Origin of the sequence: Shewanella sp. BF02_Schw (assembly GCF_014596695.2) — a bacterium.
In the GTDB taxonomy this organism is placed as follows: Bacteria; Pseudomonadota; Gammaproteobacteria; order Enterobacterales; family Shewanellaceae; genus Shewanella.
Map to the genome: position 1 here is coordinate 544,171 of NZ_JABKAW020000003.1, position 25,167 is coordinate 569,337.

The 25,167-nt window shown below is 41.3% G+C and carries 20 protein-coding genes; 9 read left to right on the forward strand and 11 right to left on the reverse strand.

All coding sequences use genetic code 11. From position 1 onward, the window contains the following. Positions 1-26 precede the first annotated feature (26 nt). Both HNW13_RS14965 and HNW13_RS14970 read right to left on the reverse strand, forming a co-directional pair. Complete coding sequence (locus HNW13_RS14965) at positions 27-737, reverse strand: alpha/beta family hydrolase (RefSeq protein ID WP_192116287.1); 711 nt, start codon at positions 735-737, stop codon at positions 27-29. Next, positions 718-1,629, reverse strand: coding sequence for a transcriptional regulator GcvA (locus HNW13_RS14970; protein WP_011638232.1), 912 nt, complete (start codon positions 1,627-1,629; stop codon positions 718-720). The genes HNW13_RS14965 and HNW13_RS14970 overlap by 20 nt, the downstream gene beginning before the upstream one ends. A 179-nt stretch (positions 1,630-1,808) precedes the next feature. Here HNW13_RS14970 and HNW13_RS14975 point away from each other — a divergent pair, with 179 nt between their 5' ends. Then, a complete protein-coding gene (locus HNW13_RS14975; protein ID WP_162023587.1) occupies positions 1,809-2,033 on the forward strand; it encodes a hypothetical protein in 225 nt (74 codons plus the stop codon). Positions 2,034-2,225: 192 nt separating this feature from the next. Here the strand turns inward: HNW13_RS14975 and thiI are convergent, their stop codons facing one another. The 4 genes from thiI to pomA all read right to left on the reverse strand — a co-directional run bounded on the left by thiI (position 2,226) and on the right by pomA (position 6,537). Further along, on the reverse strand, positions 2,226-3,680 hold the full coding sequence (gene thiI / locus HNW13_RS14980) for a tRNA uracil 4-sulfurtransferase ThiI (RefSeq protein WP_192116286.1): 1,455 nt from the start codon (positions 3,678-3,680) through the stop codon (positions 2,226-2,228). Between the two features lie 234 nt (positions 3,681-3,914). Next, positions 3,915-4,664, reverse strand: a complete 750-nt coding sequence (locus HNW13_RS14985; protein WP_124011573.1) for an IS5 family transposase — start codon at positions 4,662-4,664, stop codon at positions 3,915-3,917. Positions 4,665-4,839: 175 nt separating this feature from the next. Continuing rightward, the gene (locus tag HNW13_RS14990) at positions 4,840-5,766 is read right to left on the reverse strand and encodes a flagellar motor protein MotB (RefSeq protein ID WP_101086486.1); all 927 of its coding nucleotides are present in this window, start codon (positions 5,764-5,766) and stop codon (positions 4,840-4,842) included. Between the two features lie 3 nt (positions 5,767-5,769). After that, complete coding sequence (gene pomA / locus HNW13_RS14995; protein WP_192116284.1) at positions 5,770-6,537, reverse strand: flagellar motor protein PomA; 768 nt, start codon at positions 6,535-6,537, stop codon at positions 5,770-5,772. 338 nt (positions 6,538-6,875) lie between these two features. Between pomA and xseB the strand changes: the two genes are divergently transcribed. Genes xseB through dxs form a run of 3 tightly spaced genes read left to right on the forward strand, consistent with a single transcriptional unit; the run spans position 6,876 to position 9,921 of the window. Then, the gene (gene xseB / locus HNW13_RS15000) at positions 6,876-7,112 is read left to right on the forward strand and encodes an exodeoxyribonuclease VII small subunit (protein ID WP_011638237.1); all 237 of its coding nucleotides are present in this window, start codon (positions 6,876-6,878) and stop codon (positions 7,110-7,112) included. 39 nt (positions 7,113-7,151) lie between these two features. Next, complete coding sequence (gene ispA, locus HNW13_RS15005; RefSeq protein ID WP_192116283.1) at positions 7,152-8,033, forward strand: (2E,6E)-farnesyl diphosphate synthase; 882 nt, start codon at positions 7,152-7,154, stop codon at positions 8,031-8,033. A 22-nt stretch (positions 8,034-8,055) separates the two neighbouring features. Further along, positions 8,056-9,921 carry a 1-deoxy-D-xylulose-5-phosphate synthase gene (dxs, locus tag HNW13_RS15010; RefSeq protein ID WP_101086484.1) on the forward strand — a complete coding sequence of 622 codons (1,866 nt, stop codon included), beginning with the start codon at positions 8,056-8,058 and terminating at the stop codon, positions 9,919-9,921. Between the two features lie 199 nt (positions 9,922-10,120). On the opposite strand, the gene grpE is transcribed toward dxs, so the two are convergent. Beyond that, complete coding sequence (grpE, locus tag HNW13_RS15015; protein ID WP_192116282.1) at positions 10,121-10,726, reverse strand: nucleotide exchange factor GrpE; 606 nt, start codon at positions 10,724-10,726, stop codon at positions 10,121-10,123. 164 nt (positions 10,727-10,890) lie between these two features. Here grpE and nadK point away from each other — a divergent pair, with 164 nt between their 5' ends. From nadK to HNW13_RS15030, 3 genes are all read left to right on the forward strand, one after another. Continuing rightward, on the forward strand, positions 10,891-11,769 hold the full coding sequence (gene nadK, locus HNW13_RS15020; protein WP_182744634.1) for an NAD(+) kinase: 879 nt from the start codon (positions 10,891-10,893) through the stop codon (positions 11,767-11,769). A gap of 330 nt (positions 11,770-12,099) precedes the next feature. Further along, positions 12,100-13,752: an L-lactate permease gene (locus HNW13_RS15025; protein WP_101086482.1), complete on the forward strand. Its 1,653-nt coding sequence runs from the start codon at positions 12,100-12,102 to the stop codon at positions 13,750-13,752. 91 nt (positions 13,753-13,843) lie between these two features. Further along, the gene (locus HNW13_RS15030; RefSeq protein ID WP_162023591.1) at positions 13,844-16,648 is read left to right on the forward strand and encodes an FAD-binding and (Fe-S)-binding domain-containing protein; all 2,805 of its coding nucleotides are present in this window, start codon (positions 13,844-13,846) and stop codon (positions 16,646-16,648) included. Positions 16,649-16,848: 200 nt separating this feature from the next. On the opposite strand, the gene HNW13_RS15035 is transcribed toward HNW13_RS15030, so the two are convergent. The 3 genes from HNW13_RS15035 to HNW13_RS15045 form a co-directional block, all read right to left on the reverse strand. Continuing rightward, positions 16,849-17,985 (reverse strand): GTP-binding protein, encoded by a 1,137-nt coding sequence (locus HNW13_RS15035; protein WP_192116281.1) that lies wholly within the window; start codon positions 17,983-17,985, stop codon positions 16,849-16,851. Then, positions 17,982-19,253 carry a DEAD/DEAH box helicase gene (locus HNW13_RS15040; RefSeq protein WP_162023593.1) on the reverse strand — a complete coding sequence of 424 codons (1,272 nt, stop codon included), beginning with the start codon at positions 19,251-19,253 and terminating at the stop codon, positions 17,982-17,984. The genes HNW13_RS15035 and HNW13_RS15040 overlap by 4 nt, the downstream gene beginning before the upstream one ends. A 141-nt stretch (positions 19,254-19,394) precedes the next feature. Continuing rightward, complete coding sequence (locus HNW13_RS15045; RefSeq protein WP_192116280.1) at positions 19,395-22,457, reverse strand: EAL domain-containing protein; 3,063 nt, start codon at positions 22,455-22,457, stop codon at positions 19,395-19,397. A 403-nt stretch (positions 22,458-22,860) separates the two neighbouring features. Here HNW13_RS15045 and yiaY point away from each other — a divergent pair, with 403 nt between their 5' ends. Both yiaY and HNW13_RS15055 read left to right on the forward strand, forming a co-directional pair. Then, positions 22,861-24,009, forward strand: a complete 1,149-nt coding sequence (gene yiaY, locus HNW13_RS15050) for an L-threonine dehydrogenase (protein WP_101086477.1) — start codon at positions 22,861-22,863, stop codon at positions 24,007-24,009. Positions 24,010-24,276: 267 nt separating this feature from the next. Beyond that, entirely contained in the window at positions 24,277-24,642 is a 366-nt protein-coding gene (locus HNW13_RS15055; protein ID WP_101086476.1) for a cytoplasmic protein, read from the forward strand. 139 nt (positions 24,643-24,781) lie between these two features. Here HNW13_RS15055 and HNW13_RS15060 read toward each other — a convergent pair whose 3' ends face one another. After that, positions 24,782-25,150 (reverse strand): hotdog domain-containing protein, encoded by a 369-nt coding sequence (locus HNW13_RS15060; protein WP_101086475.1) that lies wholly within the window; start codon positions 25,148-25,150, stop codon positions 24,782-24,784. Between the last annotated feature and the right edge of the window lie 17 nt (positions 25,151-25,167).

The window sequence follows — 25,167 nt, forward strand, 5'->3', positions numbered from 1 at the left end:
TATGCGTAAAACATCGCGTTACAGGATTAACCTACTCGGGTAATAAACTGACGAATATTCTCAATGGCATGATTAAGATTGCCCTCAAGGGTATAACCAGACGATTTTCGCGGTTGTAAACTATGGTCGCCATCACCAATCCAACAGACTTCTGCATGTTCACCCAAGGCCCAATTAGGTACTTGTTGAAGGTCGCCAAATTTATCTCGTTCACCTTGAACAATCAGCATCGGAATGGAATTGTGCTGAATAGGCGCAAGTCGTGGCTCTCCACCTTTGAGGGGAATAAATGGGTAGCCCAAACACACAATTGCACTAATTTTATTGGCAACATCGGTAATAAGGGGCCGTTGTAGTTGATGGTCTGAACTGGTCAATATCGCCGACATGCGACCGCCCATTGACTTACCCATTAAGATTATCCGCTGACAATTGATAAGACCAAGAGCCATTTTTTGTTGAATATCAAGCAGCACCTGTTCATAGTGCGCAAGTAATTTAGGCGCACGGTCAGGCGGACGACGTTTACCATCTTGCATATTGGCTTGCATATACAAGAAATTAAATCGGTACACCTGATAGCCTTGAGCGATTAACTTATCGGTCATCGAAGTCATATATTGATGATGCATATTCGCACCAGCACCATGAGCAAAAACAATCAAGGTGTCACTTTTAGAACCTTGTAAAAGAAAGTCTTCAGCTAATACTGGCGTATTATCCGGTAAGTAACTCACTACGCGACTCCTCGGCAAACATATCGACCATCCATTCTCTGAACGCTGATATTTTACCTATTTCGGAGTGATTTTGTTGGCACACAAGGTAATACGCATCTTTACTGACTAACACTTCAGAAAACGGGCACACTAAACGCCCTGCTTTGATATCAGGTCTTGCTAGTACGCTATATCCTAATGCCACACCTTGACCATGTGCAGCAGCTTGCAGCACTAATGAAGAATGGCTAAATATCGGCCCTTGATTGACATTGATGTCAGTGACGCCACATTGCCTAAACCATGCCTGCCAATCTTGGCGACTGGAATCATGTAATAGAGTATGGAGCTTTAAATCACTCGGTTGAATTAATGGCTTAGGCCCGTTAAGTAATAATGGTGAGCATACTGGAATCAGCACTTCATTACGCAGTTTATCAGCACGTAATCCAGGCCAGTTACCTTGACCGTAATAAATCGCCACATCGACATCATCCGTTAACGAACTGGCATCGCTGTCTACCGCTTTAATACGCACATCAATATCAGGATTTTTTTCGCTAAACTTAGCTAAACGAGGCACTAACCATTGAATAGCAAAACTCGGAGACATACTCACCGTTAACGATCCTACCGCGCTTCGGGCAAGCAGGCGATTAGTTGCCTCGCCGAGTTCAATAAAAATGTCTTTAATGTCCAGAAAATAGCTTTGGCCTTCTTCTGTTAACAATAATGATCTATTTTTACGTCTAAACAGTTTTAGCCCTAAAAAATCTTCTAATGCTTTAATTTGATGACTCACCGCAGCCTGAGTGACAAACAACTCTTCTGCGGCGCGGGTAAAGCTCAAATGTCGTGCTGCAGCTTCAAATGCTTTAACTGCATTCAAAGGAGGTAATCGTCTAGACATAGTGATCAATCTCTCGTTTTTTAATTAGTTTTTCTAATGATTATCGTTATTTTTTGTCGTTTGTAAAGAACACTGTGTTTGGTTAAATTAGCATCATTGAAAATACAGTTGGACAATCTCTACGATGTTACTGGGATAGTCCGGCAAATGTGACTTATTAGCCTGGAGGCTCATCCCCTATGTTCAACCTAAACACTATTTTTGCAGTCGCACTATTATCTATATTGGGTTTATCTTCTGCTCAAGCGACGGAACTAGAACCTATCGATATGATCGATTTACATGCTGAATTATCACAAAGCATTGAAGCGATGCAAATTGATATCAATAATGATGTTAACAGCATTTTAATTGCTGACAATGATGAACAACAAAAAACTTCAGAAGTGGTTCAAGCTAACTAGAGCTAGCTCATCTTAAGCACGTTACTGAGACAATAAAAAACCGCATTAAATGCGGTTTTTTATTGTCTGTGATTCATCTCACTCAAAGCGTATTACTGTTTAAGCTCACTGCCACAACTAACACTAACGTGGATAAATCCCTAAAAATAGACCAAAGTCACGACACCGCAAAGACGGTGTCGTTTCGACGGCTTAAGGGCGATACACTTTAACGTTAGTATAGCCCTTTTCTACAAGATATAAGGCTTGCAGCTTACTCATTACGCCACGATCGCAATATAATAAATACGTTTTAGACTTATCTAAATCGGCAAATTGGGTGGCTAACTTAAAGAATGGAATCGCTTTAACCATTACATTATCAATTAATAATGGGCTACGTTCTTCTTCTTCAGGTGCACGAACATCAATAATTATTTCGCCAGAAGCGACATCGTTAACCGTTTCGGTCTCGGTCACTTGTTGGCTCATTTCAGCTTCAATATCGCGAATATCCATTACCACTGCAGATGCAACCACACGGTCGATTAAATCTTCAGAGAATTTAAGCTCTTCGGCTTCAACCTTAGATAATACCGCTTTCACCGTAGGTTTTTGTGAAATAACACCACAATACTCGGGAATAGATTTAGCAAAATCTTCAGTGCCAATAATACGGCTCTGATTAATAATATCTTGTTTGTCCATTGCGATAAGCGGGCGTAAAATCAATAAATCGGTGCTGCGATCGATAACATTTAGATTCGTCAGTGTTTGGCTAGATACTTGACCTAAGCTCTCACCTGTCACTAGTGCTTGAATACCGTATTTGTCAGCAATACGCGTTGCTGCTCGCATCATTACACGCTTAAGTACCACACCCATCTGACCGTTATCAATACGCTCTAAAATCTCTTCAACTACAGGCTCAAATGGCACCGACACAAAACGTACTTTGTGAGACTCACCGTACTTCTTCCATAGATGGTAAGCGACTTGCTTAACGCCAATTTCGTGCTGAGCGCCACCTAAATTAAAGAAACAGTAATGAGTACGAGCGCCTTTTTTAATAAACTGAAAACTCGACACACCAGAATCGAAACCGCCCGAAATAAGCGATAACACATCTTCTTGGGTCGCCATCGGAAAACCACCCAAACCTTGAATACGACGCTCAACCATGTAAAGCTTATCTTGATTGATTTCAAGATTAACGGTCACGTCAGGGTCTTTAAGTTTTACCCCTAGCGCCTCAGTGTGTTGATTTAATCCGCCACCGACATAACGCTCAACATCAATTGAATTAAAGTCGTGATTACCAGAACGTTTTACGCGGACACAAAAAGTTTTACCGGCAATTTCATCGCGGTACTTTGGTAAAGCTTGCTGATAAATATGATCGATTGAATCAAAAGTATACTCACTCACTTGCACCACGTGAGCAATACCTGGAATACACGCTAGTCGCTCTGCAAAAACATCACATAACTGCGGTTTATCGCTCGGTACTTGCACGATTATACGATCGTATAAGCGTTGTACTTTTGCACCTTCATCCACATTTTTAAGCACATTACGTATATTAGTTTCAAGCATTTTGGTAAAGCGCATTCTTACCGACTTGCTCTTCATCATAATTTCAGGGTACAGCTTTACAATAAACTTCATGGGGCGTCCACAGGTGTCACCATCAAATAGCACTACACTCGGTTTTGCTAAATAAAAAAGACAGTAATACCTTGATAATAAATTAAAAAAACAGCACAGCTCTATTTTCTAGATGTGTATATAATCCAGTCGATAGCATAACGTATGCAATAATTCGTCGATTATACCAAATGATGCCTATTAACCAAACATATTCACTTTTTTATCTGTTATTTGTTAGGGGCTGTTGATCTTTCACATTGGCAGCCAAATTATAGAGCAAGCTAGAGCCAGCAGGCTTTCAAAATTAATTTTCAATTTATCATAGCGGGTCGCTATCGCTCTAAAATGCTTAAGCCGAGCAAAAGCATTTTCAACTAAATGCCGATATTTGTATAAACACCAATCGATATCTCCATTTCCTTGCTTCGAATTTTGTCTTCTAGGGATCACTGGCTTGGAACCACATTCACGCACTTTATCTCTAATCGCTTCACTGTCGTAGCCTTTGTCTGCAATAATAAAATGACTTTGTGGCAACAGTTCAATAAGGGCATTAGCTGCTTTACTATCATGAACTTCTCCACCTGTAACAATGAATTCTATCGGTAAACCATAGCTATCTACCGCGAGATGGATTTTGCTTGTATTACCACCACGACTTAGCCCAATTGCTTGATTTTCATCAGATGATGCACCTGAACTGTGTTGATGTGCTTTTACATAACTTCCATCAATAAATTCCCATTCAGTATCACTATTAGTCGATAATGTTTTGAACAGCCTGAGTAAAATACCTTTTCTTGACCACAGTAAAAAACGACGGTAAATGGTATTCCATAAGCCAAAATATTCAGGTAAATCTCGCCAAGGGCAGCCGACACGCAATCGGTAAAGGATCCCTTCCATCGTAAATCGATGCTCTTGCTTGTTATAAACTCTATCATCAAGCAGAATAGCTTTTAGCTTCGACCACATCTCATCAGTGAGCATTAATCGGGGCATGGTAATCTCGTTGTATTTGTTTTTGGCGAAGTGAATTATACGAGATTACCTTCTTCGCACAAAATTCAAACAAAGATCAACAGCCCCTAGTAAAAGCGCTGTAAGGCACATTTATAAAACAAAAAAGCGCAATCTCTTTAACTTGTAGAGATTGCGCTTATCTTTTGATGGCAAACTATTGAGTTACAATTATTTCATTCGACTCTTTCGCTTTGCCTTGTTCGATAGATATTTCTACCCGGCGGTTTCGAGCCTGATTTTCAATAGAATCATTGGCGATTAATGGTCTATTAGACGCCTCGCCAACCACTTTCATCCTTGATTCATCAAAACCAGAAACTCTTCTTAATTCATGAGCCACAGCCACAGCTCGTTGGCTTGATAGTTCCCAGTTTGAGCTGTAAAGCTCATTATTGATATCAGCACCATCAGTGTGACCCGACACCGTAATAATCCCAGGGACATCTTTTAATAATTCACCAATTGAGCGCACAATAGGTTTGAACTTAGGTTGTAAAAAGCCTGAGCCCGAAGCAAAAGAGCCTTTCTCACGGATACGAATAATAATTTGTTGGCCTAAAGATTCAATTTCAATGGCGCCATCGACAATTTCTTCATTGAGTTTTTCAGCCATTTTTTTAACTTGATCATTAATGTTTTCTTGCGAAGAGGCAGCGTCTTTTTTAACGGCTTCAGCTTCTTGTTGCGCTGTTGCAGCTGCATTGCCACCGCGTTGCTCGCCATTCTGTTTTTGAGTCCCACCCGCGCTGTCTTCTTCACCCGCCTGATACTCTATCGTCGGTTGGGTCATTTCATTGGTTTGTTGATTAATGATCTCTATTGGAGTGGGATCGGGGCGACCTGGGCGGAATTCAAGCGCAATAACAGACGTCCCCTTAGGAATGTCTTTTACTTCAACTTTGTTTTGTACCCCGAATGCATACTTCATTGAACCAGCGATTTGTTTAAACTTCATTACGTCCATTTCAGAGAACGCTAACAACAACACGAAGAAACACATCAGCAACGACATTAAGTCTGCAAATGTGGCAAGCCACATAGGGGCGCCAGCGGGTGGACAATCACACTTGGCCTTAGCCATGAGTTACTCTCCGTCCGTTGTATCGATTTTTCGCACACTTTCAGCCAAATAGTTCTTCAAAAAGCCTTCAATAACCCGTGGATTCTGTCCATCTTGAATCGCTAATACTGCATCCATAATTAAATTACGATTAAGCAATTCTTCGTTCATTCGTAATGATAATTTATCCGCCATCGGGATGGCGATCATGTTGGCAATTACCGCGCCGTAAAGAGTCGTTAACAATGCCACTGCCATTGAAGGTCCAATAGACTTTGGATCGTCCATGTTAGATAGCATCGCCACTAAACCAACTAAAGTACCAATCATGCCCATTGCAGGTGCCACATCACCCATGGCTTTAAAAATACCCACCCCTGTTTTGTGGCGTTCTTCAGTTAATGCGATGTCTTTTTCTAATGCGTTGCGCACCACATCACCGTCATGGCCATCAACTAACATATCAACGGCTTTTTGCATAAAGGTGTTGGTAATAACCGCTTCTTCTAATGCTAAAAAACCGCCTTTACGGGCAGCATCAGCCATGGTGACAGCTTGTTCTATCAAGTCTTCAGGTTTATCTAATTTAAACATGAAGGCTTTCATACCAATCTTTATTGAACCTAAAAATTGCTTTAGGTTAAATTTCATCATCACCACAAATAAAGAGCCTGCCACAACAATAAAAATTGACGGTACATCGATAAATAATCCGATACCACCACTGGTGATCATCGCACCAATAATAAATGCAAAAGCACCGATAATACCTATTAGGGTAGCTAAATCCACAACCTCTCCTCAATCGCAGTCATTATGCTGCTTATTTGTGCTACTTCCATCGTGCTGTTAGCGCACGTTATATGACCCGAATAATCCGACAGTATTTTGTGTTGATAACAACGCCCATCGTTATGTATTACAGCAAAAGTTTCAATACTATTTTTGCTAGCAAATTTAAATCATGACTTGTTATCGGACAAACTTGGCTCAAGTTTAGCTTGTTTTTGTACATTCTAAACAAAATTCAATAACAAAGCGTGCTGTTGAGCAAATAACCAGCGACTGTATTTGACCGATACGCTGGGCTGATATACCTTGTCACACGCTGAATAAAAGGAATATTACTCGTGGCTAAAAAACCTGAAAATCTCAGTTTTGAACAATCATTAACTGAACTTGAAACCATTGTTGCTCATTTGGAGCAAGGTGAAGTGTCGCTGGATGATGCACTTAAGCAGTTTGAGCGTGGCATTAAGTTAGTACGTCAAAGCCAAGCCAAACTTGAGCAAGCACAGCAAAAAGTCTCTATCTTATTAAATGAAGATGATGCCGAATTAGCGTCGTTCACTGTAGAAAGTGAATAATCGTCAACATAGTGTGTATTAAATAATAGGTCTTGATACGTGTTAGCTAAAGCAATAACAACATACCAAAATCGCGTTAATGGTATTCTTAACCAACATTTAACGCTGCTCGATGACGCTGCACCAGATTTAAAAGCAGCGATGCTCCATGGTGCGCTATTGGGTGGGAAACGCATAAGACCATTTTTGGTCTACAGTGTAGGTGACATGCTCGGTGTCAATATCAATGCACTTGATAAAGCCGCGGCTGCTATTGAGTGTATTCATGCCTATTCATTAATACACGATGACTTACCGGCAATGGATAACGATGCACTTCGTCGTGGCCAACCAACTGTTCATATTGCATTTGACGAAGCCACCGCGATTTTAGCCGGTGATGCGTTGCAAACATTGGCTTTTGAAATTATCACAGCCCCTTGTAATGACTTACATCCGAAGCAACAACTGGCGATGGTCAGAGTACTCGCAAAAGCTTCAGGGTATCAAGGTATGTGCGGTGGGCAGGCGATTGATCTGAGTGCAACAGATCACAGTATAAATTTGGACCGATTAACCGAATTACATAATAAAAAAACCGGAGCGTTAATCAGTTGTGCGGTTGAGCTTGCCTTAATCGCTGCTGACGTACCCGATGAGCATTATAAATTAATGATGAAATATGCCCATACGCTTGGGCTAGCTTTTCAAGTGCAAGATGATATTTTAGATATTACTGCTAGCACCGAAGAGCTAGGCAAACCACAAGGCAGCGATCAGCAATCGAATAAAAGCACGTTCCCGAAACTATTGGGTCTCGATGGTGCCAAAGCCTGTGCAGAACAACTAATACAAGATGCACTATCAGCGCTGACTAAATTACCATACAATAGCCAGTTAATTGCAGACTTCGCCCACTACATTATTGAGCGAAGATTATAATAAAGAGTCAGACAATCTCGCTATGAGCTTCGATATTTCTAAATTTCCAGTACTAGCGAAAGCTAATACACCAGAAGAATTAAGGAAGTTACCTCAAGGTTTACTTCCTCAAGTGTCTGATGAACTCAGACAGTTCTTACTTCAGTCTGTTGCTATTTCTAGCGGACATTTTGCTTCTGGCTTAGGCACAGTTGAATTAACTGTGGCACTTCATTATGTCTACAATACCCCATTTGATCAGTTAGTTTGGGATGTAGGGCATCAAGCTTATCCACATAAAATCCTTACCGATCGTCGTGAACAGATGCATACCATTCGACAAAAGAATGGCTTACATCCTTTCCCATGGCGTGAAGAAAGCCCATACGATACGTTTAGCGTGGGTCACTCTGGCACCTCTGTTAGCGCCGCCTTAGGTATGGCGATTGCTGCAGGTAAAGAAGGTGCGGGTCGAAAAGTGGTTGCTGTAATTGGTGATGGCGCCATGACCGGGGGAATGGTGTTTGAAGCCTTAAATCATGCTGGCGACTTGCACAATGACATGCTCGTGGTACTGAATGACAATGAAATGTCGATTTCTGAAAATGTTGGCGCACTGAATAATCATTTGGCGCAGCTGATGTCAGGTCGTTTTTATACCACCATTCGAGAAAACAGTAAAAAGGTCCTTAAAGGGATGCCGGTCATTAAAGAAATGGCTAAGCGAACTGAAGAGCACCTTAAAGGCATGGTGGTGCCTGCAACGTTATTTGAAGAACTAGGGTTTAATTATATTGGCCCAATAGATGGTCACGATGTTGATTCGCTCGTTGAAACAATGCGTAATATGCGTAACCTCAAAGGTCCACAGATACTGCATATCATGACCAAAAAAGGTCGTGGTTATGAGCCTGCTGAAAAAGATCCTATCGGCTGGCACGCGGTGCCTAAATTTGATCCCAGCCAGTTTAAGAAACCGACAACTAAACCAGGTTTGCCTACGTTTTCACAAGTATTTGGTAAATGGTTATGCGACATGGCTGCCACAGACGACAAGTTAGTCGCTATTACGCCCGCTATGCGCGAGGGCTCTGGCATGGTTGAGTTTTCGCAACGATTCCCAAGCCAATATTTTGATGCTGCCATTGCTGAACAACATGCAGTCACCTTATCCGCAGGGTTTGCCTGTGCAGGTCTAAAGCCTGTGGTTGCTATTTACTCGACTTTTTTACAGCGCGGATACGATCAACTTATCCACGATGTGGCTTTGCAACGTTTACCAGTATTATTCGCTATTGACCGTGGTGGTATTGTTGGTGCAGATGGCCCAACTCATCAAGGGGCATTCGATTTAAGCTTTATGCGTTGTATTCCTAATATGATCATTATGGCGCCATCAGATGAAAACGAATGCCGTCAAATGCTCTATACAGGTTATTGCTATCAAGATGGGCCGACTGCGGTACGTTACCCTCGAGGGTTTGCGACTGGGGCTGAACAAGTTGAGGCCATGACATTAATACCGATAGGTAAAGGGGTATTAACCCGTCAAGGTCAAAAAATTGCCATTGTTAACTTTGGTACCACACTTGAAGCTGCTACCTATGCTGCTGAAAAACTGGATGCTACCATTGCCGATATGCGCTTTGTTAAGCCACTAGATTTAGCCTTGCTTGAACAACTTGCCAATAGCCATGATGTTATCGTTACCGTTGAAGAAAATGCGATTATGGGTGGTGCGGGTTCTGGAGTGATTGAAGCATTACACAAAATGCGGATCGTGAAACCTGTGTTACAGATTGGTTTGCCTGATGAATTTATTCAACACGGCGCACCTGATGAAATCATCACGGATCTTCAACTTGATGCTGAAGGTATTTTAGCGCAAATCCAAGCATTTATGGCTTAATATTCTACTGTTATTACTGGCAGAGGATCAAAAAAGGACTGAAAATTCAGTCCTTTTTTATGGCTCGCGTTCTAGTGATCATAGTGCAAGTAACTATAATAAATAGCATTATAATAAATAGCACTATGTTGAAGAACACTATAATGCTATTGGCTACAGCTCTAGTGTCAACAAGCGAGTATTGAGATTAACGTTATCGTTAAGCTTCAACATCCACACTGCCACCGCCTTGAGATACCATCACCATCGCAGGACGCAGTAAACGGTCATTCAATAAATAACCTTTCTGCATGACCATCATGACAGTGTTGGCAGGAAACTCAGCACTTGGCTGCATCCCAATAGCTTGATGATGTTCAGGGTTAAATGCTTGGCCTTGTGGATCAACTTGAGTTACACCAAACTTTGCCACCGAGGTTAAAAAGCCTTTCATGGTCAGTTCGACACCCTCATAAATCGCTTTAGTCGCTTCATCTTCAGGGTTAGTCCCCTGTAAGGCGCGTTCCATATTATCGATTACAGGCAAGAGTTCGTTAGCAAACTTTTCCAAGGCAAACTTACGTGCTTGCTCGACATCTTTTGCCGCGCGAGTACGAATGTTCTGTGTTTCTGCCGCTGCGCGCATTTCAACATCTTTACGCTCAGCTAACGCAGTTTCAGACTCAGCCAATAGTTGCTCTAGTTCTTCAATTCGAAAATTTGCTTGGGTTACTTCATCCATCAAACTTGCCTCATCAGTCACAACTTCAGGAGTTACAGCTTCTTCCACTTGATCTTGCGATGTGTTGTTCGATTCGTTGCTCATTTTCACTCCAGCTAAAAAATGCGTTATTTCGTATTCTACGACAATAAAATAAAGTGGCCATTTACTGATAAATTAACAGCAAATCTCACACTTCTAATAAGTTTGAGTATATTATGGGGATCAATTCTTATGTTTCAAGGCCTAAAGGCATAACAAACTCGAATATGACTAAAATGTTCCAGACAATCGGTCTCATCGGTAAACCACATCATCAAGGGACTAACCTCACGTTAACCCGATTGCATCATTGGTTAAGCATGCAGGGCTTTAGGGTTATCGTTGAAGGACGAGTCTCTGCAGAGCTGGGGGTAGATGTTTGTTCAATGGACCTACTTGAAATGGGTGAACATTGTGATTTAGCCATCGTGGTTGGTGGTGATGGTAATATGTTAGGTGCAGCCCGAGTATTGGCGCGTTTTAATGTTGCCGTGATTGGTGTAAACCGGGGTAACTTAGGTTTTTTAACTGATTTACCTCCTGATAACTTCGAAGAAGCCTTGTCTAAAGTGCTCGGCGGTGAATTTGAAACTGAACACCGTTTTTTACTGGAGGCTGAAGTTCACCGTCACGGAAAAATAACCGCCAGTAATACCGCCGTCAATGAAGCTGTACTTCACCCTGGCAAAATTGCTCATATGATCCAATTTGAGGTTTATATTGATGAACAATTTATGTATAGCCAGCGCGCTGATGGCATGATTGTGTCCACGCCAACAGGTTCTACTGCCTATTCTTTGTCTGCTGGCGGTTCAATATTAACACCTAATCTGCAAGCGCTTATTTTAGTGCCGATGTTTCCTCACACCTTGTCATGTAGACCCATTGTGGTCGATGCATGTAGCATCATTAAATTAGTGGTCTCACCTGAGAATGGTGAAAACCTCGAAGTCAGTTGTGATGGTCATGTCCATTTAGCTGTATTACCAGGCGATGAAATTTTTATTCGCCGCTCAAATGAACGCCTAAGACTCATCCACCCCAAAGGTCATAATTATTTTCACGTATTACGTAACAAATTAGGCTGGGGAAGTAAACTTTTCTAACTGTTTGAACTCGATCACAACACCGTCGCCTTTCTAGTGAGCCCCTTCACATTACCAAATGCTAATTAAATATATTGTAAGCCAATCGATAACTCGCTTGGTTTTACTTTATATGACCTGTTATATCCCTATAAAGCGTGATCTCAACCACGCACTAAAAACCTTGCACCGGATGCGCTTCACAGTTCTGTTGGCTAATGCACTTTCTCGTTTGTTAGATGATCTCGATCAACACTTTTAACACTTAAATAACGTCTATTACGCCCTAGTTAGACAAATGCTGACAAATAATAACAATTTAGTACCCACTTATAGTGATACGAGGTATGCATGACAATATTACAGATACTAGCAAGCTTGACCCCCATTATTAGCGTAATGGTATTTTTAGTGCTTATGCGCCTACCAGCGTCTAAAGCAATGCCCATATCAATGGTCGCTACAGGCCTTGTAGCAATGTTTATTTGGCAAATGGATACGCAACTCCTTGCGGCATCTGTTGTCGAAGGTCTTCTCGCGGCGTTAACACCACTGACCATTATTTTTGGTGCGGTATTTTTGTTAAATACCCTTAAATATTCTGGCGCCATGGACACTATTCGTTCAGGCTTTACTAACATCAGTGCCGATGCGCGAGTTCAGGTGATTATTATTTGCTGGTTGTTTGGATCGTTTATTGAAGGCTCTGCAGGCTTCGGTACTCCAGCTGCAATCGGTGCACCGCTACTAGTATTATTAGGTATCCCACCCATTGCTGCAGCCGTAGTGGCCTTGATTGCTGATTCAACATCAGTGTCATTTGGCGCAATTGGTTTACCTGTTCTATTTGGGATGGAACAAGGCCTAACAGAAGGCGGCGTTAACATGGCGGCAGCTCAAATTGCTGAACATGGTGGCACCTTCGCAGGTTATGCACAGTATATTGCTAAACACATGATCACCATCGACTTAATAACAGGTACATTAATTCCGTTAGTGATGGTTTGTGTATTAACAGGATTTTTTGGTCGCAACAAGTCGATTAAAGAAGGTTTACAAGTTTGGAAATTTGCAATATTTGCCGGTTTTGCCTTTACCATACCAGCATGGTTAATTAACTATTTTGCTGGTCCTGAATTCCCTTCTGTTATTGGTGCTCTTGTGGGTATGGCGTTAGTTATCCCTGTCGCGAGAAAAGGCTGGTTACTGCCATCAACACCTTGGTGTGACTTCAGCGAAAACGACAATAAATCAGATGAAGAGCTCGCGATTAATCAAACACCGGTTAAATTCTCACAAATTGCCGCTTGGTCTCCATACATCATTATGGCGTCGTTATTAGTCTTATCTCGTGTCGTTACACCATTTAAAAGCTGGTTGCTTGGCTTTAACATTAGCTGGACGGGTTTATTAGGCACAGAGCTTAAAGCCGGATTTGCTACATTGTATGCACCGGGAATCTTCTTTGTTGTTGTATGTTTATTCGGTTTTATCTTATTTAAAATGAAACCTACTGCAATGAAGCAATCAATCACCGTATCTTGTCGTTCAATGTTACCAACGATCATTTCACTAGGTGCATCAGTACCTATGGTAAAAATATTCCTAAACTCAGGTGAAAATGGCGCCGGTCTCGCTTCAATGCCAGTTGCATTAGCAGACCTACTGGCCAATAGCATGGGCTCAGTTTGGGCTTGGGTTTCACCTATTGTCGGTATTTTTGGTGCCTTCCTGTCAGGTTCTGCGACTTTCTCAAACATGATGTTCTCAGGCTTACAGTATTCAGTTGCAGATAATATCGGCATGAATCACGCCATCGCGTTAGCGTTGCAAGGCATTGGAGCCAATGCAGGCAACATGATGTGTGTAATGAACGTCGTTGCTGCTGCTACCGTGGTAGGTATGGCTGGTCGTGAGTCTGAAATTATTCGTAAAACAATGCCTATCGCACTGGGTTATGCCTTAGTTGCAGGCACTATTGCTGTTATCTGGGGTGGATTCTAATTAACGATAAAGTTACTTATATTCTAACGATAACAATACAACAGCAGGCACAAAATGCCTGCCGTTCATTCGAGTGTAAAGAGAGCATGTTATGACTATTAATTATCAAGTAGTGATGGATACGTTAACGTCACAGCTCGGCAGTCACGCCGTATCCAATGATCCAGTGCGTCGTTTTGCTTGGTCAACTGATGCCAGTTACTTTCGTATCGTACCTGAAATTGTGGTACACGCAGATACTCCAGAACAAGTTAAAATAACCCTTAATATCGCCAGAGCACATAATGTGCCAGTAACCTTTCGTGCTGCCGGTACCAGTTTATCTGGCCAAGCAATTGGTGATGGTATTTTACTTATTTTGGGCCATGATGGTTTTAGAAACATTGAAATCAGTGAAGATAGAAATTCAATCACTCTAGGTGCTGCGGTCATTGGTTCAGATGCCAACATGGCATTAAAACCCTTCAATAAAAAAATTGGTCCCGATCCAGCCACACTAGCCTCTGCACAAATTGCCGGAATGGTAGCAAATAATGCATCTGGAATGTGTTGTGGCACCGCGCAGAACAGTTATCAAACCATTAAATCAGTTAAATTAATGCTTGCCGATGGTACTGAACTTGATACAGGTTGTCCGCATTCAAAAGCAGCATTTAGCCAATCTAATCCTGCGTTACTTACGGCGTTAACCGATCTTGCGCAATTAACTCAAAATAATCCAACCCTATCGGCGCGGATCCGTAAAAAGTTCTCGATTAAGAACACCACTGGTTACAGCATTAATGCACTGGTAGATTTTAGCGATCCATTTGACATCATTAATCACTTAATTGTGGGCTCAGAAGGCACACTTGCGTTTGTAAATGAAGTCACTTATCACACCGTTGAAGAAGCTCAATTTAAAGCTTCTGCCATGGCGGTGTTCTTCAATATGGAAGATGCTGCCAGCGCAATACCACCGATTAAAGGTGATAGTGTGGCCGCTGCAGAATTACTTGATTGGGCATCGATTAAATCGGTTACCGGTAAAACTGGCATGCCGGAGTGGCTAAGTGATTTACCAGAAGGTTCAGCCATTCTATTAATTGAGTGTCGTGCTAATGACCCCGAAACGTTAGTGCAATACACTCAAGATGTGATCACAAAAATCGCTCACATTGACACTGAACGTCCAACTGAATTCAGTAATGATCCAGCAGTATTTGGCCAGTATTGGGCAATGCGCTCTGGTTTATTCCCTATTATTGGCGGTGCAAGACCTAAAGGCACATCGGTTATTATTGAAGATGTTGCATTCGAATTACAACATTTAGCCAGTGCAGCAGCAGACTTAACCGCTTTATTCCATCAACACGGTTACCCAGAAGGAGTGATTTATGGCCATGCTTTAGCCGGTAACTTCCATTTTATTATCACGCCAACGTTTGCCTCTCAAGATGATATCAATCGTTTCCAAAATTTCATGCAAGATGTCGCTGAAATGGTGATCAATAAGTACGATGGTTCGATGAAAGCAGAGCATGGTACTGGTCGAGCTGTAGCCCCCTTTGTTGAAATGGAATGGGGCACTGACGCATATACATTAATGAAGCAAATCAAACAAATTTTCGACCCAAGTAAATTGTTAAATCCTGGGGTTATTCTCAATGATGACACGCTGGTACATGTTAAAAACATCAAACCTTGCCCAGTGGTAGATGACTTTATTGATAAATGTATTGAATGTGGTTTTTGTGAGAAAACCTGTCCAACATCGGCGCTTAACTTCTCTCCGCGCCAACGTATTGCGGTATTGCGTGAAATTGAACGTTTAGAGCAATCGGGTGATAAAAAAGCCGCCGCAGAAATGCGTGCCAGTGCCAAATATGATGTGGTTGATACCTGTGCAGCCTGTCAGCTATGTACTATTGCCTGCCCAGTTGACAACAGCATGGGTAATTTGGTGCGTAAACTGCGCACACCGTACATCACCACCACAGAACAAAAAGTGCTCGACTTCCAAGCCAAGCATTTTGGCGCAGTAAACCAAGTGATCAGCACCGGCTTTGATATTTTAGGTATTGTGCATAAAATAACTGGCGATGGTATCACCAACTCGTTGATGAAAGCGGGTCGTTTGATTTCCAAAGAAGTACCTTATTGGAATCCAGACTTCCCTAAAGGTGGCAAAGTGGCAAAGCCATCAGCCCATAAACCGGGTCAACAAACAGTTTTATACTTCCCTGCATGTGGTGGCAGAACCTTTGGTCCAACACCAAAAGATCCTGACAACCGCACCTTGCCAGAAGTGGTTATGACTTTACTTGAACGCGCTGGCTACAATGTGATCATCCCAGAAAATACCCGCCATTTATGTTGCGGTCAGATGTGGGAATCAAAAGGTGATTTTAAAAACGCCGATGCTAAGCGTGATGAACTTATTGACGCACTCAGTACACAGTCTGAAAATGGCAAAGTGCCTATTATCGTTGATGCATTGTCTTGTACTTATCGCACATTAACCGGTAACCCTAAGGTGAAAATAACCGATTTAGTCGAGTTTATGCACGACGAGATGTTACCAAACATGACAATTACGAAGAAATCTAACGTCACTTTACACCAAGGCTGTAGTGCCCGTAAGATGAAATTAGAGCCTAAGCAACAAGCTATTGCTGATGCGTGTGCTAACCATGTAGTGTTGCCCGCGGGCATTAGCTGTTGTGGTTATGCCGGTGAAAAAGGGCTTTATAAGCCTGAAATTAATGCCAGCGCACTGCGTAACATTAAAAAGCTCATTCCGGCAGAAACGAAAGAAGGTTACTACGCTAACAGAATGTGTGAAGTCGGCTTAACACAACACAGTGGTATTTCATACCGCCATTTAGCCTATTTATTAGAAGAATGTACTCGTTAAACTAATGGACCATCACAGTAAATAGCGTAAACAATAAGGGCATTGATATCATATCAATGCCCTTAATTTTTGTTACCATACTTAACACTAATATCCGAACTCAGCGTTAATTAGCGTACTCAAACGAGTCATCCTACTCAATCGAGAGGTACTATCAAAACGACATGTCCTATAAAACGAATTGCTCATCTCAACTCAGACTAAATCAATAAACACGCCAGTAACTGTTGCTGCAATCTTTCATGTTCAAGCGGCATATCGCTAATAATTTCGACCCGTGTATCTAGTGCATCATCAAGTTCATTAAGCATCAACTTATCATCCACCATATTGACACTGAGCACCCCATCCTGGGTAATAACAATAGCTTTTAATCTCAGCACCTTGTCCATTTTAACCGTGTCTACCCACGCCATAAATTGCTCAAACTGAAAACAATGTACTGCTGAAAATATCCAACCACTACTGTAACAGCCCTCACCTTGGTTAGTTTTGTGAATAAACCCAGTAGGGGAAAACTCAGGGGTATCGATATCGCTCAGTGGTGGTTCGTTAGACAGCCAGTTATCCATAAGCGTTTTCCGCCCCAATAGCCGTTGTCCCGCTGGCACCGTTTGATACTTTGTCGGGGTATTTAAGCGCAATAATAACTGTTGGATTAGGTCAACATCAGTAAAGTGATTATCGACACTAATTAGTGGCGTCTGTTGTAAATGTAACTTGCTGAGGAATTGCTGTAACTGTAAATGATCTGTTTCAGTGTAATGCTGGGCTTTATTGGCCAACAGCACATCTGCCATCTGTAATTGCTGCGTAAACGTATCATGATTTCGATAGCGCGGATCGCTGACTTTACGCGCATCAACCAGACATACACTACTTTGCAAAGTAATAACATGTTGATAATATTCAGATGTTAATAACTTCACTATTTCAGCAGGATGCCCAAGCCCAGTAGGTTCTATCAATAACCGGTCCGGCTTAGTTTGCTGAATAAGTTGATTTATCGCGACTTGTGTTGGTAAGCCGGAGACGCAACACAGGCAACCACCTGGCACTTCTTTTATGACAATACTGGCAGGCTTTGCTGGTGTAACATCAGGACTATTACTATTATTACTATTATTACTATTATTACTATTATTACTATTATTACTATTACCTGCAGCAGTCGCATTTAACAAACCACCATCAATGCCTATTTCGCCAAACTCATTTACCAGCACCGCCCACACTTCATCTTTGGGCTTATGAGCTAATAATTGGCTAATGAGCGTGGTTTTACCCACCCCCAGAAAGCCAGTAATAATATTGGTGTTAATCGGTTTAGTGATCATTTTTTCGCTTTAGCGTATTTACCCTTTCGAGTAGGTTTCACATCTGTTTGCGATGGCTTGCCACGTTTGTACTTAAGGACTTTTTTCGGTTTCTCTGCCGCAACATCGCGATATCGAGCCGGTAATGGCGCCCCTTCCTCGTATCCTGTTGGTACCAATATCGGCAATGATTGTTCAATAAGTTGTTCAATCGCGCCAAGTAACTCTAGCTCTTGAGGACTCACCAGCGAAATGGCTTCACCGCCTAATCCCGCACGGCCTGTACGCCCTACTCTATGGATGTAATCTTCGCATTCTTCAGGTAATTCAAAGTTAATGACTCTTGGTAGAGCTTGAATATCAAGCCCTCGAGCGGCCAAGTCGGTAGCGATTAACACGCGTAATTGACCAGCTTTAAACTCTTCCAACGCACGATTTCGAGCCCCTTGGCTTTTATCACCGTGAAATACCGATGACTTAATACCGTCTAAGCTTAACTCGCGGTATAAATGATCTGCTGTTTCTTTACGGCTGGTGAACACCATAACTTGTTGCCAGTTATGCTTGCCAATTAATTCAGATAACAACTCAGCTTTTCGGCGGGTATCCACTTGATAGACTTGCTGGACAACATTAGCGGCAGTAGTTTGGGTTTCAACATGAACGTATTCAGGATTGTTTAGCATTTTAGCCGCTAGCGTTTTAACTTCTTCAGAAAAAGTAGCAGAAAACATCATAGTTTGATGTTGTCTGGCGATTAAACGCTTCACTTTTTCAATATCTTTAACAAAACCAAGATCAAGCATGCGATCAGCTTCATCAATCACTAAGTGAGTAACAAAAGATAGATCCAATTCATGCTGGCCAATAATGTCAAACAATCGTCCTGGCGTTGCCACTAAAATATCTACGCCTTGTTCTAATGCCTTACGCTGAGGATTGATGCTCGCGCCACCATAAACGGCTAAGCTGGTCAGATTGATAAACTGGCTGTATTTAACTAAATTTTGCTCAATCTGAATCGCTAGCTCGCGAGTCGGTGTCATGATTAATGCGCGTAAACGATTTGGTGGCAATAAGTCTGAATGATCTTGCGCCATTAAATGACTTAGTAACGGTAACGCAAAAGCAGCTGTTTTTCCGGTACCGGTTTCGGCACTGGCCAATACATCTCGGCCATCTAGCGCTAGTGGGATCACAGCTTGTTGGACAGGAGTAGCAGTTTGATACCCAGATTGATTAACCGCATCTAATAATAATGGCGGTAACCCTAGCGACGTAAATGACATAACAGACCCAATAACACAAATAAAAATAGGTCGCTATTGTATACTAATCTAAACATCATTAACTATTACATTAGTGATGGCATTAGCCATATCATCACGATGGGTCACGCCGGTTTTGAATGAAGAGTCACAGTATTAACGTTATATCTGCTGACTAACCTGCAATGGTATTACTTTTTCCACTAAATACTTTTGCTCAAAATCATCGCGGCACAAGGCATGCGAAAATACATATCCTTGGCCATAATCACAACCAGCAGACGCCAATAAACGCCGTTGACTTTCGGTTTCAACACCTTCGGCAATGACTTTGATACCGAGTTTATGAGCCATTGCAATAATCGCTTCACACAAACACATATCATTGTTTTTGGCAGCCAATCGACCCACAAAAGATTTATCAATCTTAAGATAATCAACATTATATTTGGTTAAATAGGGTAATGATGAATAGCCAGTACCAAAGTCATCAAGCGACAATTGCATACCTGCATCACTATAAGCCTGCAATTTAGCCTCAACATTAGGTTCAATGTCATGTAGTAAGTTTTCAGTGATTTCAATACAAATGCTATTGGTAGGCAGCGCGAGTAAAGACATGTGTTTAAGCCAATTTTTAACATCGGTCGACTCGTCTTTAAACTGTACTGGTGACATATTAATACTAATCTGAATATGGTGATTAAATTGTGTCTTCCATTTTGCGACTTGCTCGCAGGCTTGATAAAAAGCCCAATTGCCAATATCGATTATCATCCCAGTATCTTCAGCAATAGAGATAAAATCTGCCGGTGGAATTAACCCAATTGTTGGATGGTTCCAACGAATTAACGCTTCCACCTTGATGATCTGCTGACAGCTTAAATCCACAATAGGCTGATAATACAACTCAAATTGCTGCTGGATAATCGCCACTTTAAGGTCTTGAATCAACGCCATCCGCTTTTGTGCATCGTCTTGCATTGCGGAGGTAAAATAATTAAACCGATTACGACCATGGGATTTTGCCGAATACATGGCTTGGTCGGCATTCTTCAATAATGCTTCGGTTGTTTTTGCATCGTCTGGAAATAACGTAATACCAATACTGCCACTAATATAGGCCGTTTGATCACCTAATAAATAAGGCTCTGCAAGTCGTTTAAGTATTTGTTGTGCAACACGTTCTACCCCATGAGTATCTTCAAGATTAGTTAACACTATGGTAAATTCATCACCACCAAGACGGGCGACAACATCGGTTTCGCGTACGCTGTTTTTTAGGCGTTCCGCCGTCTCAATTAACAATACATCGCCCATATCATGGCCCAACGTGTCGTTAACCTCTTTAAAAAAATCCAAGTCTAAAAACATTAATGCAAAATGATTATGCTGTCGGTCAGAATGAAATACCTCTTGATTCAAAAATGTTAGCAACATCCTACGATTTGGCAAACCGGTAAGTGCATCATAATTAGCCTGGCGCCATATCAACTCTTCAGTTTGCTTTTTCTCGGTAATATCAGAAAATAACGCAACAAATCGCGCAGCCTGCGACTTTGTTCGGATGATTGAATTAATGGTTAATAAAATAAGGTAATTTTCACCATTTTTACGACGCATCCACACTTCACCATGCCAATGTCCCTGCTGGCTAAGCTGTTGGCTTAATTGTTGATAAAAATGTTGGGGTTGAAGATCTGTTTCAAACATACGTAAATGCTGATCTTGTATGTCTTGTTGACTGAATCCAGTGATAAAAGAAAAGGCAGGATTTGAATCAATGATAATGCCCTTTGCAGTAAACACACTCATGGCTTCACTGGAGTTTTGGTATACAGATGCTGCAATACTTAGCGAGTCTTCAACCTGCTTGATATCAGTGATATCACTATGAGTACCACACATTCTAAGCGGTTTACCTTTATCATCAACGTCAACCACTCTTCCTGTTTGCAAAATCCACCGACTGTCGCCGTCCATGTTAGTTAATTGATATTCCACTCGTTGGCTTATACAGCGACCTTTTACAATTTCATTAATGCTGCGAAGAAACTTAAATTTATCTTTTAGCTGTATCGCATTTATCCACAATTTAGGATGCTGATTAAGCTCTTCCATTGAGCAACCTAAAATGTCAGCACTGTATCGATTCGTACGAATTCGATTCTGTTTGACATCCCAGTCCCACACGCCTAACTCACTGCTATCGAGTACCAGCGCAAGTTGCTCGTTACTTTGCAATAAATCTTGTTCGGCCTGTTTCTGATGAGTGATATCGAGAAAACCGGCAATAACTAAAAAAGTATTGTCTTGAACATGACGGCGGCAGGCAATAGTCACATGGGTATAAATGACCGAACCATCTTTGGCAATAAAACGCTTATCAATTTCATATTCATTGAGTTCGCCTTTACTCATTTTCTCAAATAATAATAAATCTTTATTCAAATCATCTGGGTGTGTTAATTCAGCCCACGTTAACGCCTTTAATTCATTTTCGCTGTAACCGAACATTCGACATAAATAGGGGTTAACTCTCAACCAATGCTTAGTTTTAGTGGTAATAGAAATACCAATATTGCCAATATCAAATTGATGGTTGAAAAGAAAATCTTCTTGTAATTTGACTTGAATATCGCGCCCACGAAACACTATTTTTGCAAGTAAATGACCGATGACCATAGTCAATAAAGGTAATACCAGCATGATAGGCAAAGACACAACACTGATAGCGTGTAACGCTTGATCAAATGGCAATAAAAATAGCCATAACAACAATAGGGAATGAACAATAACGCCAAAAAGGTAGAATTCACGATAACGAATTTGATCTAATTCATGCCGACGGTACCGACGCCACACTAATCCAATGACCGCACTACTGCTTAACGCAAATATACCAACCCATACAGCAACGCCACCCAAATGATAGCGATAAAGCGCCATGATAATGGTTGCGACAAGTGTTGGAATACCTCCAAAAAACAGTCCACTTAAACAGAGTACTACCGAGCGGGCATCAAACAATATTTCCTGTTGATGAACCAAGGGATCCATCATAATAACAACGCCAATAGTGCCAATAACTGCGCCCATTAAAAATTGCCATAAAAAAGGCGTCACCTTACGTTGATGCGTAGGAGAGAGTGAGTAAACATAAACTAGCGCAAGTAATAGCGCTGCATTTTCTAAAATTGAGAAAAAAACATTTAGACCAAACATCTATACATTTCCCTTATCCATCCTTAACAAGCACAGTAGCATCCAAGCTGTCTCTATTTAGTATAGTAGAAGTAAACTAACACTATGATTTATCGTCTTTATACCGTGAACCATTCTATATATAAAGGGCATAATATTCATCTTAAATTTCGATAATATTATTTAAGAGAAATTGTCATCCTATCCAACACAACAAAATGCGCAATAACCGACCAACCATAGTGTCGGTGTCAAAAAATATCACCCTAGATCACAGTTACTTGGAAAATGTCGTGTTGGTAATAAAACGGCCTATTGATTGTGACTTAATCGACGTTAACGAGCTTCACGTCACATAATAGCTGCAATGTTATTGGTATGTTTAATTCAGAGAAAACTTAATTCTATATAAAGGACAATCAATATGGCGACTAAATTTTTCATTCCAAGCGTCAACATTCTGGGTCAAGGCAGCGTAGATGAAGCGATTAAAGACATCAACGCGTTTGGATTTACCAAAGCACTTATTGTCACCGACAAACCACTAGTGAGTATTGGTTTAGTGGCGAAGGTTGCAGATAAACTCAATGCCAATGGTATTGAAGTGGTTATTTTTGATGGCGTTCAACCTAACCCAACAACAGGTAATGTTGCTGCAGGCCTTGAACTACTAAAAGCCAATCAGTGTGATGTGATTATTTCTTTAGGCGGCGGTTCACCGCACGATTGCGCTAAAGGAATCGCACTCGTGGCCACCAACGGCGGTAGCATTAAAGATTATGAAGGTGTGGATGTATCAACTAAAGCACAAATGCCTTTAGTCGCGATTAACACTACCGCAGGCACAGCAAGTGAAATGACCCGCTTTTGTATTATTACCGATGAGGCAAGGCACATTAAAATGGCCATTGTCGATAAAAATACCACACCTATTCTATCTGTAAACGATCCTGAACTGATGCTAGAAAAGCCAGCATCACTGACTGCTGCAACCGGGATGGACGCATTAACACACGCAATTGAAGCTTATGTCTCTATTGCAGCCAATCCCATCACCGACGCGTGTGCAATCAAAGCTATTGAACTGATCCAAGCCAATTTAATTAATGCAGTTAAAAAAGGCGATGACATTCAAGCCAGAGAAAACATGGCTTATGCACAATTTCTAGCGGGCATGGCCTTTAATAATGCCAGCCTTGGTTATGTGCATGCTATGGCACATCAACTTGGCGGTTTTTATGACTTACCACACGGGGTTTGTAACGCATTATTGCTACCTCATGTACAAACCTATAACGCCCAAGTTGTGCCTGCACGCTTAGCTGATGTCGCAAAAGCTATGGGTGTCGACATAGCAGCAATGACAGACGAGCAAGGCGCTAAAGCTGCCATTGACGCCATTAAGCAATTATCAAAAGCCGTTAACATTCCTGCTAATTTAACCGAGCTAGGCGTAAAAGCACAAGACATCCCAACTTTAGCAGACAATGCTCTCAAGGATGCTTGTGGCTTTACTAACCCGAAACAAGCGACACATCAAGAGATCTGTCAAATTTTCACAAACGCTTTATAACTAACCTCAACAAGGGATAATAAGCAATTATCAAATAGTTATTAACCAGAATTAAGCTAAACTCGTTTTATAGCACAGCATAAAGCCCGTATTTTATTACGGGCTTTTTTATCTGCCGTTTAATGTAAAAAATCAACAATGACAACAGCTTATTTTTAATTTAGTAAAAAGTGATGCTTAGATCTAAGTTCTTGAAATAAGGATTGACCAATATAAAAAATAAGGTCTATAGTGAAAACACTTAGATAGCGAATAGGTAGGTAAACAATGACAGCAATCACTCATATATATAATTACACCGTTCGATGCCCGCACTATAAAGAAAACGAACAAGCTGCAACATGGCTCAACCATATCGAAGTAAACCAATCTTGTGAAATTGCTCTAGACCGTATCACTAAATGGCACAACCTCTCTGGCACCAAATCATTTGAACTAGACGATTTTGTGGTTCGAAAGGCCGATAATGAAGAAGCTTATTTTGCCATGCAAAGTAGCCGCCTTAAGCATGATGGCCATGCCCTTGTCACTTTTAAAATCTATTTAGACAACTGCTGCCAAGATGCTTCTCCGAATCAAATAATGGAGCATTTAATCGATGATTATCAACAGCGTATCGCTAAAGTCGAATAATACATCAAGTCGATTTACCATCAACATTAAGGAGCTATCATAGCTCCTTATTTTTGCGGTTTTATTGTCAATGGCTATAAGTTCTTGCCCTGTCGTAACACATACTTACGAACACGAACCCACGATAATAGAAATACAATTAAGCGGCATTGGCTCGCATACCGTGCGGAATGGGTAAGCCATTCTCATTCACGTTGACAAATACCATCTTATCGATGAAAGCAATCGGCGCATGATTGACTTTATTACGTATTTTACAGCGAACAGTGACTGAACTTTGACCTAAGCTTACGAGCTCAAACCCAAACTCGATAATGTCGCCTGTTTGTGCCGGTGCCATAAAATTAATTTCCGATATCACTTTGGCAATATGGAATTGGCTGCGCATTTGGCAACTGGCAAAAATTGTTGCTTCCTCATTAACCCAACTTAATAACTGGCCACAACATAAACTTTGAGTGCTATTAAGATGAATAGGCATGATGATATGACGTGAGAAATATTTCATAGTGACCTCATTATCTG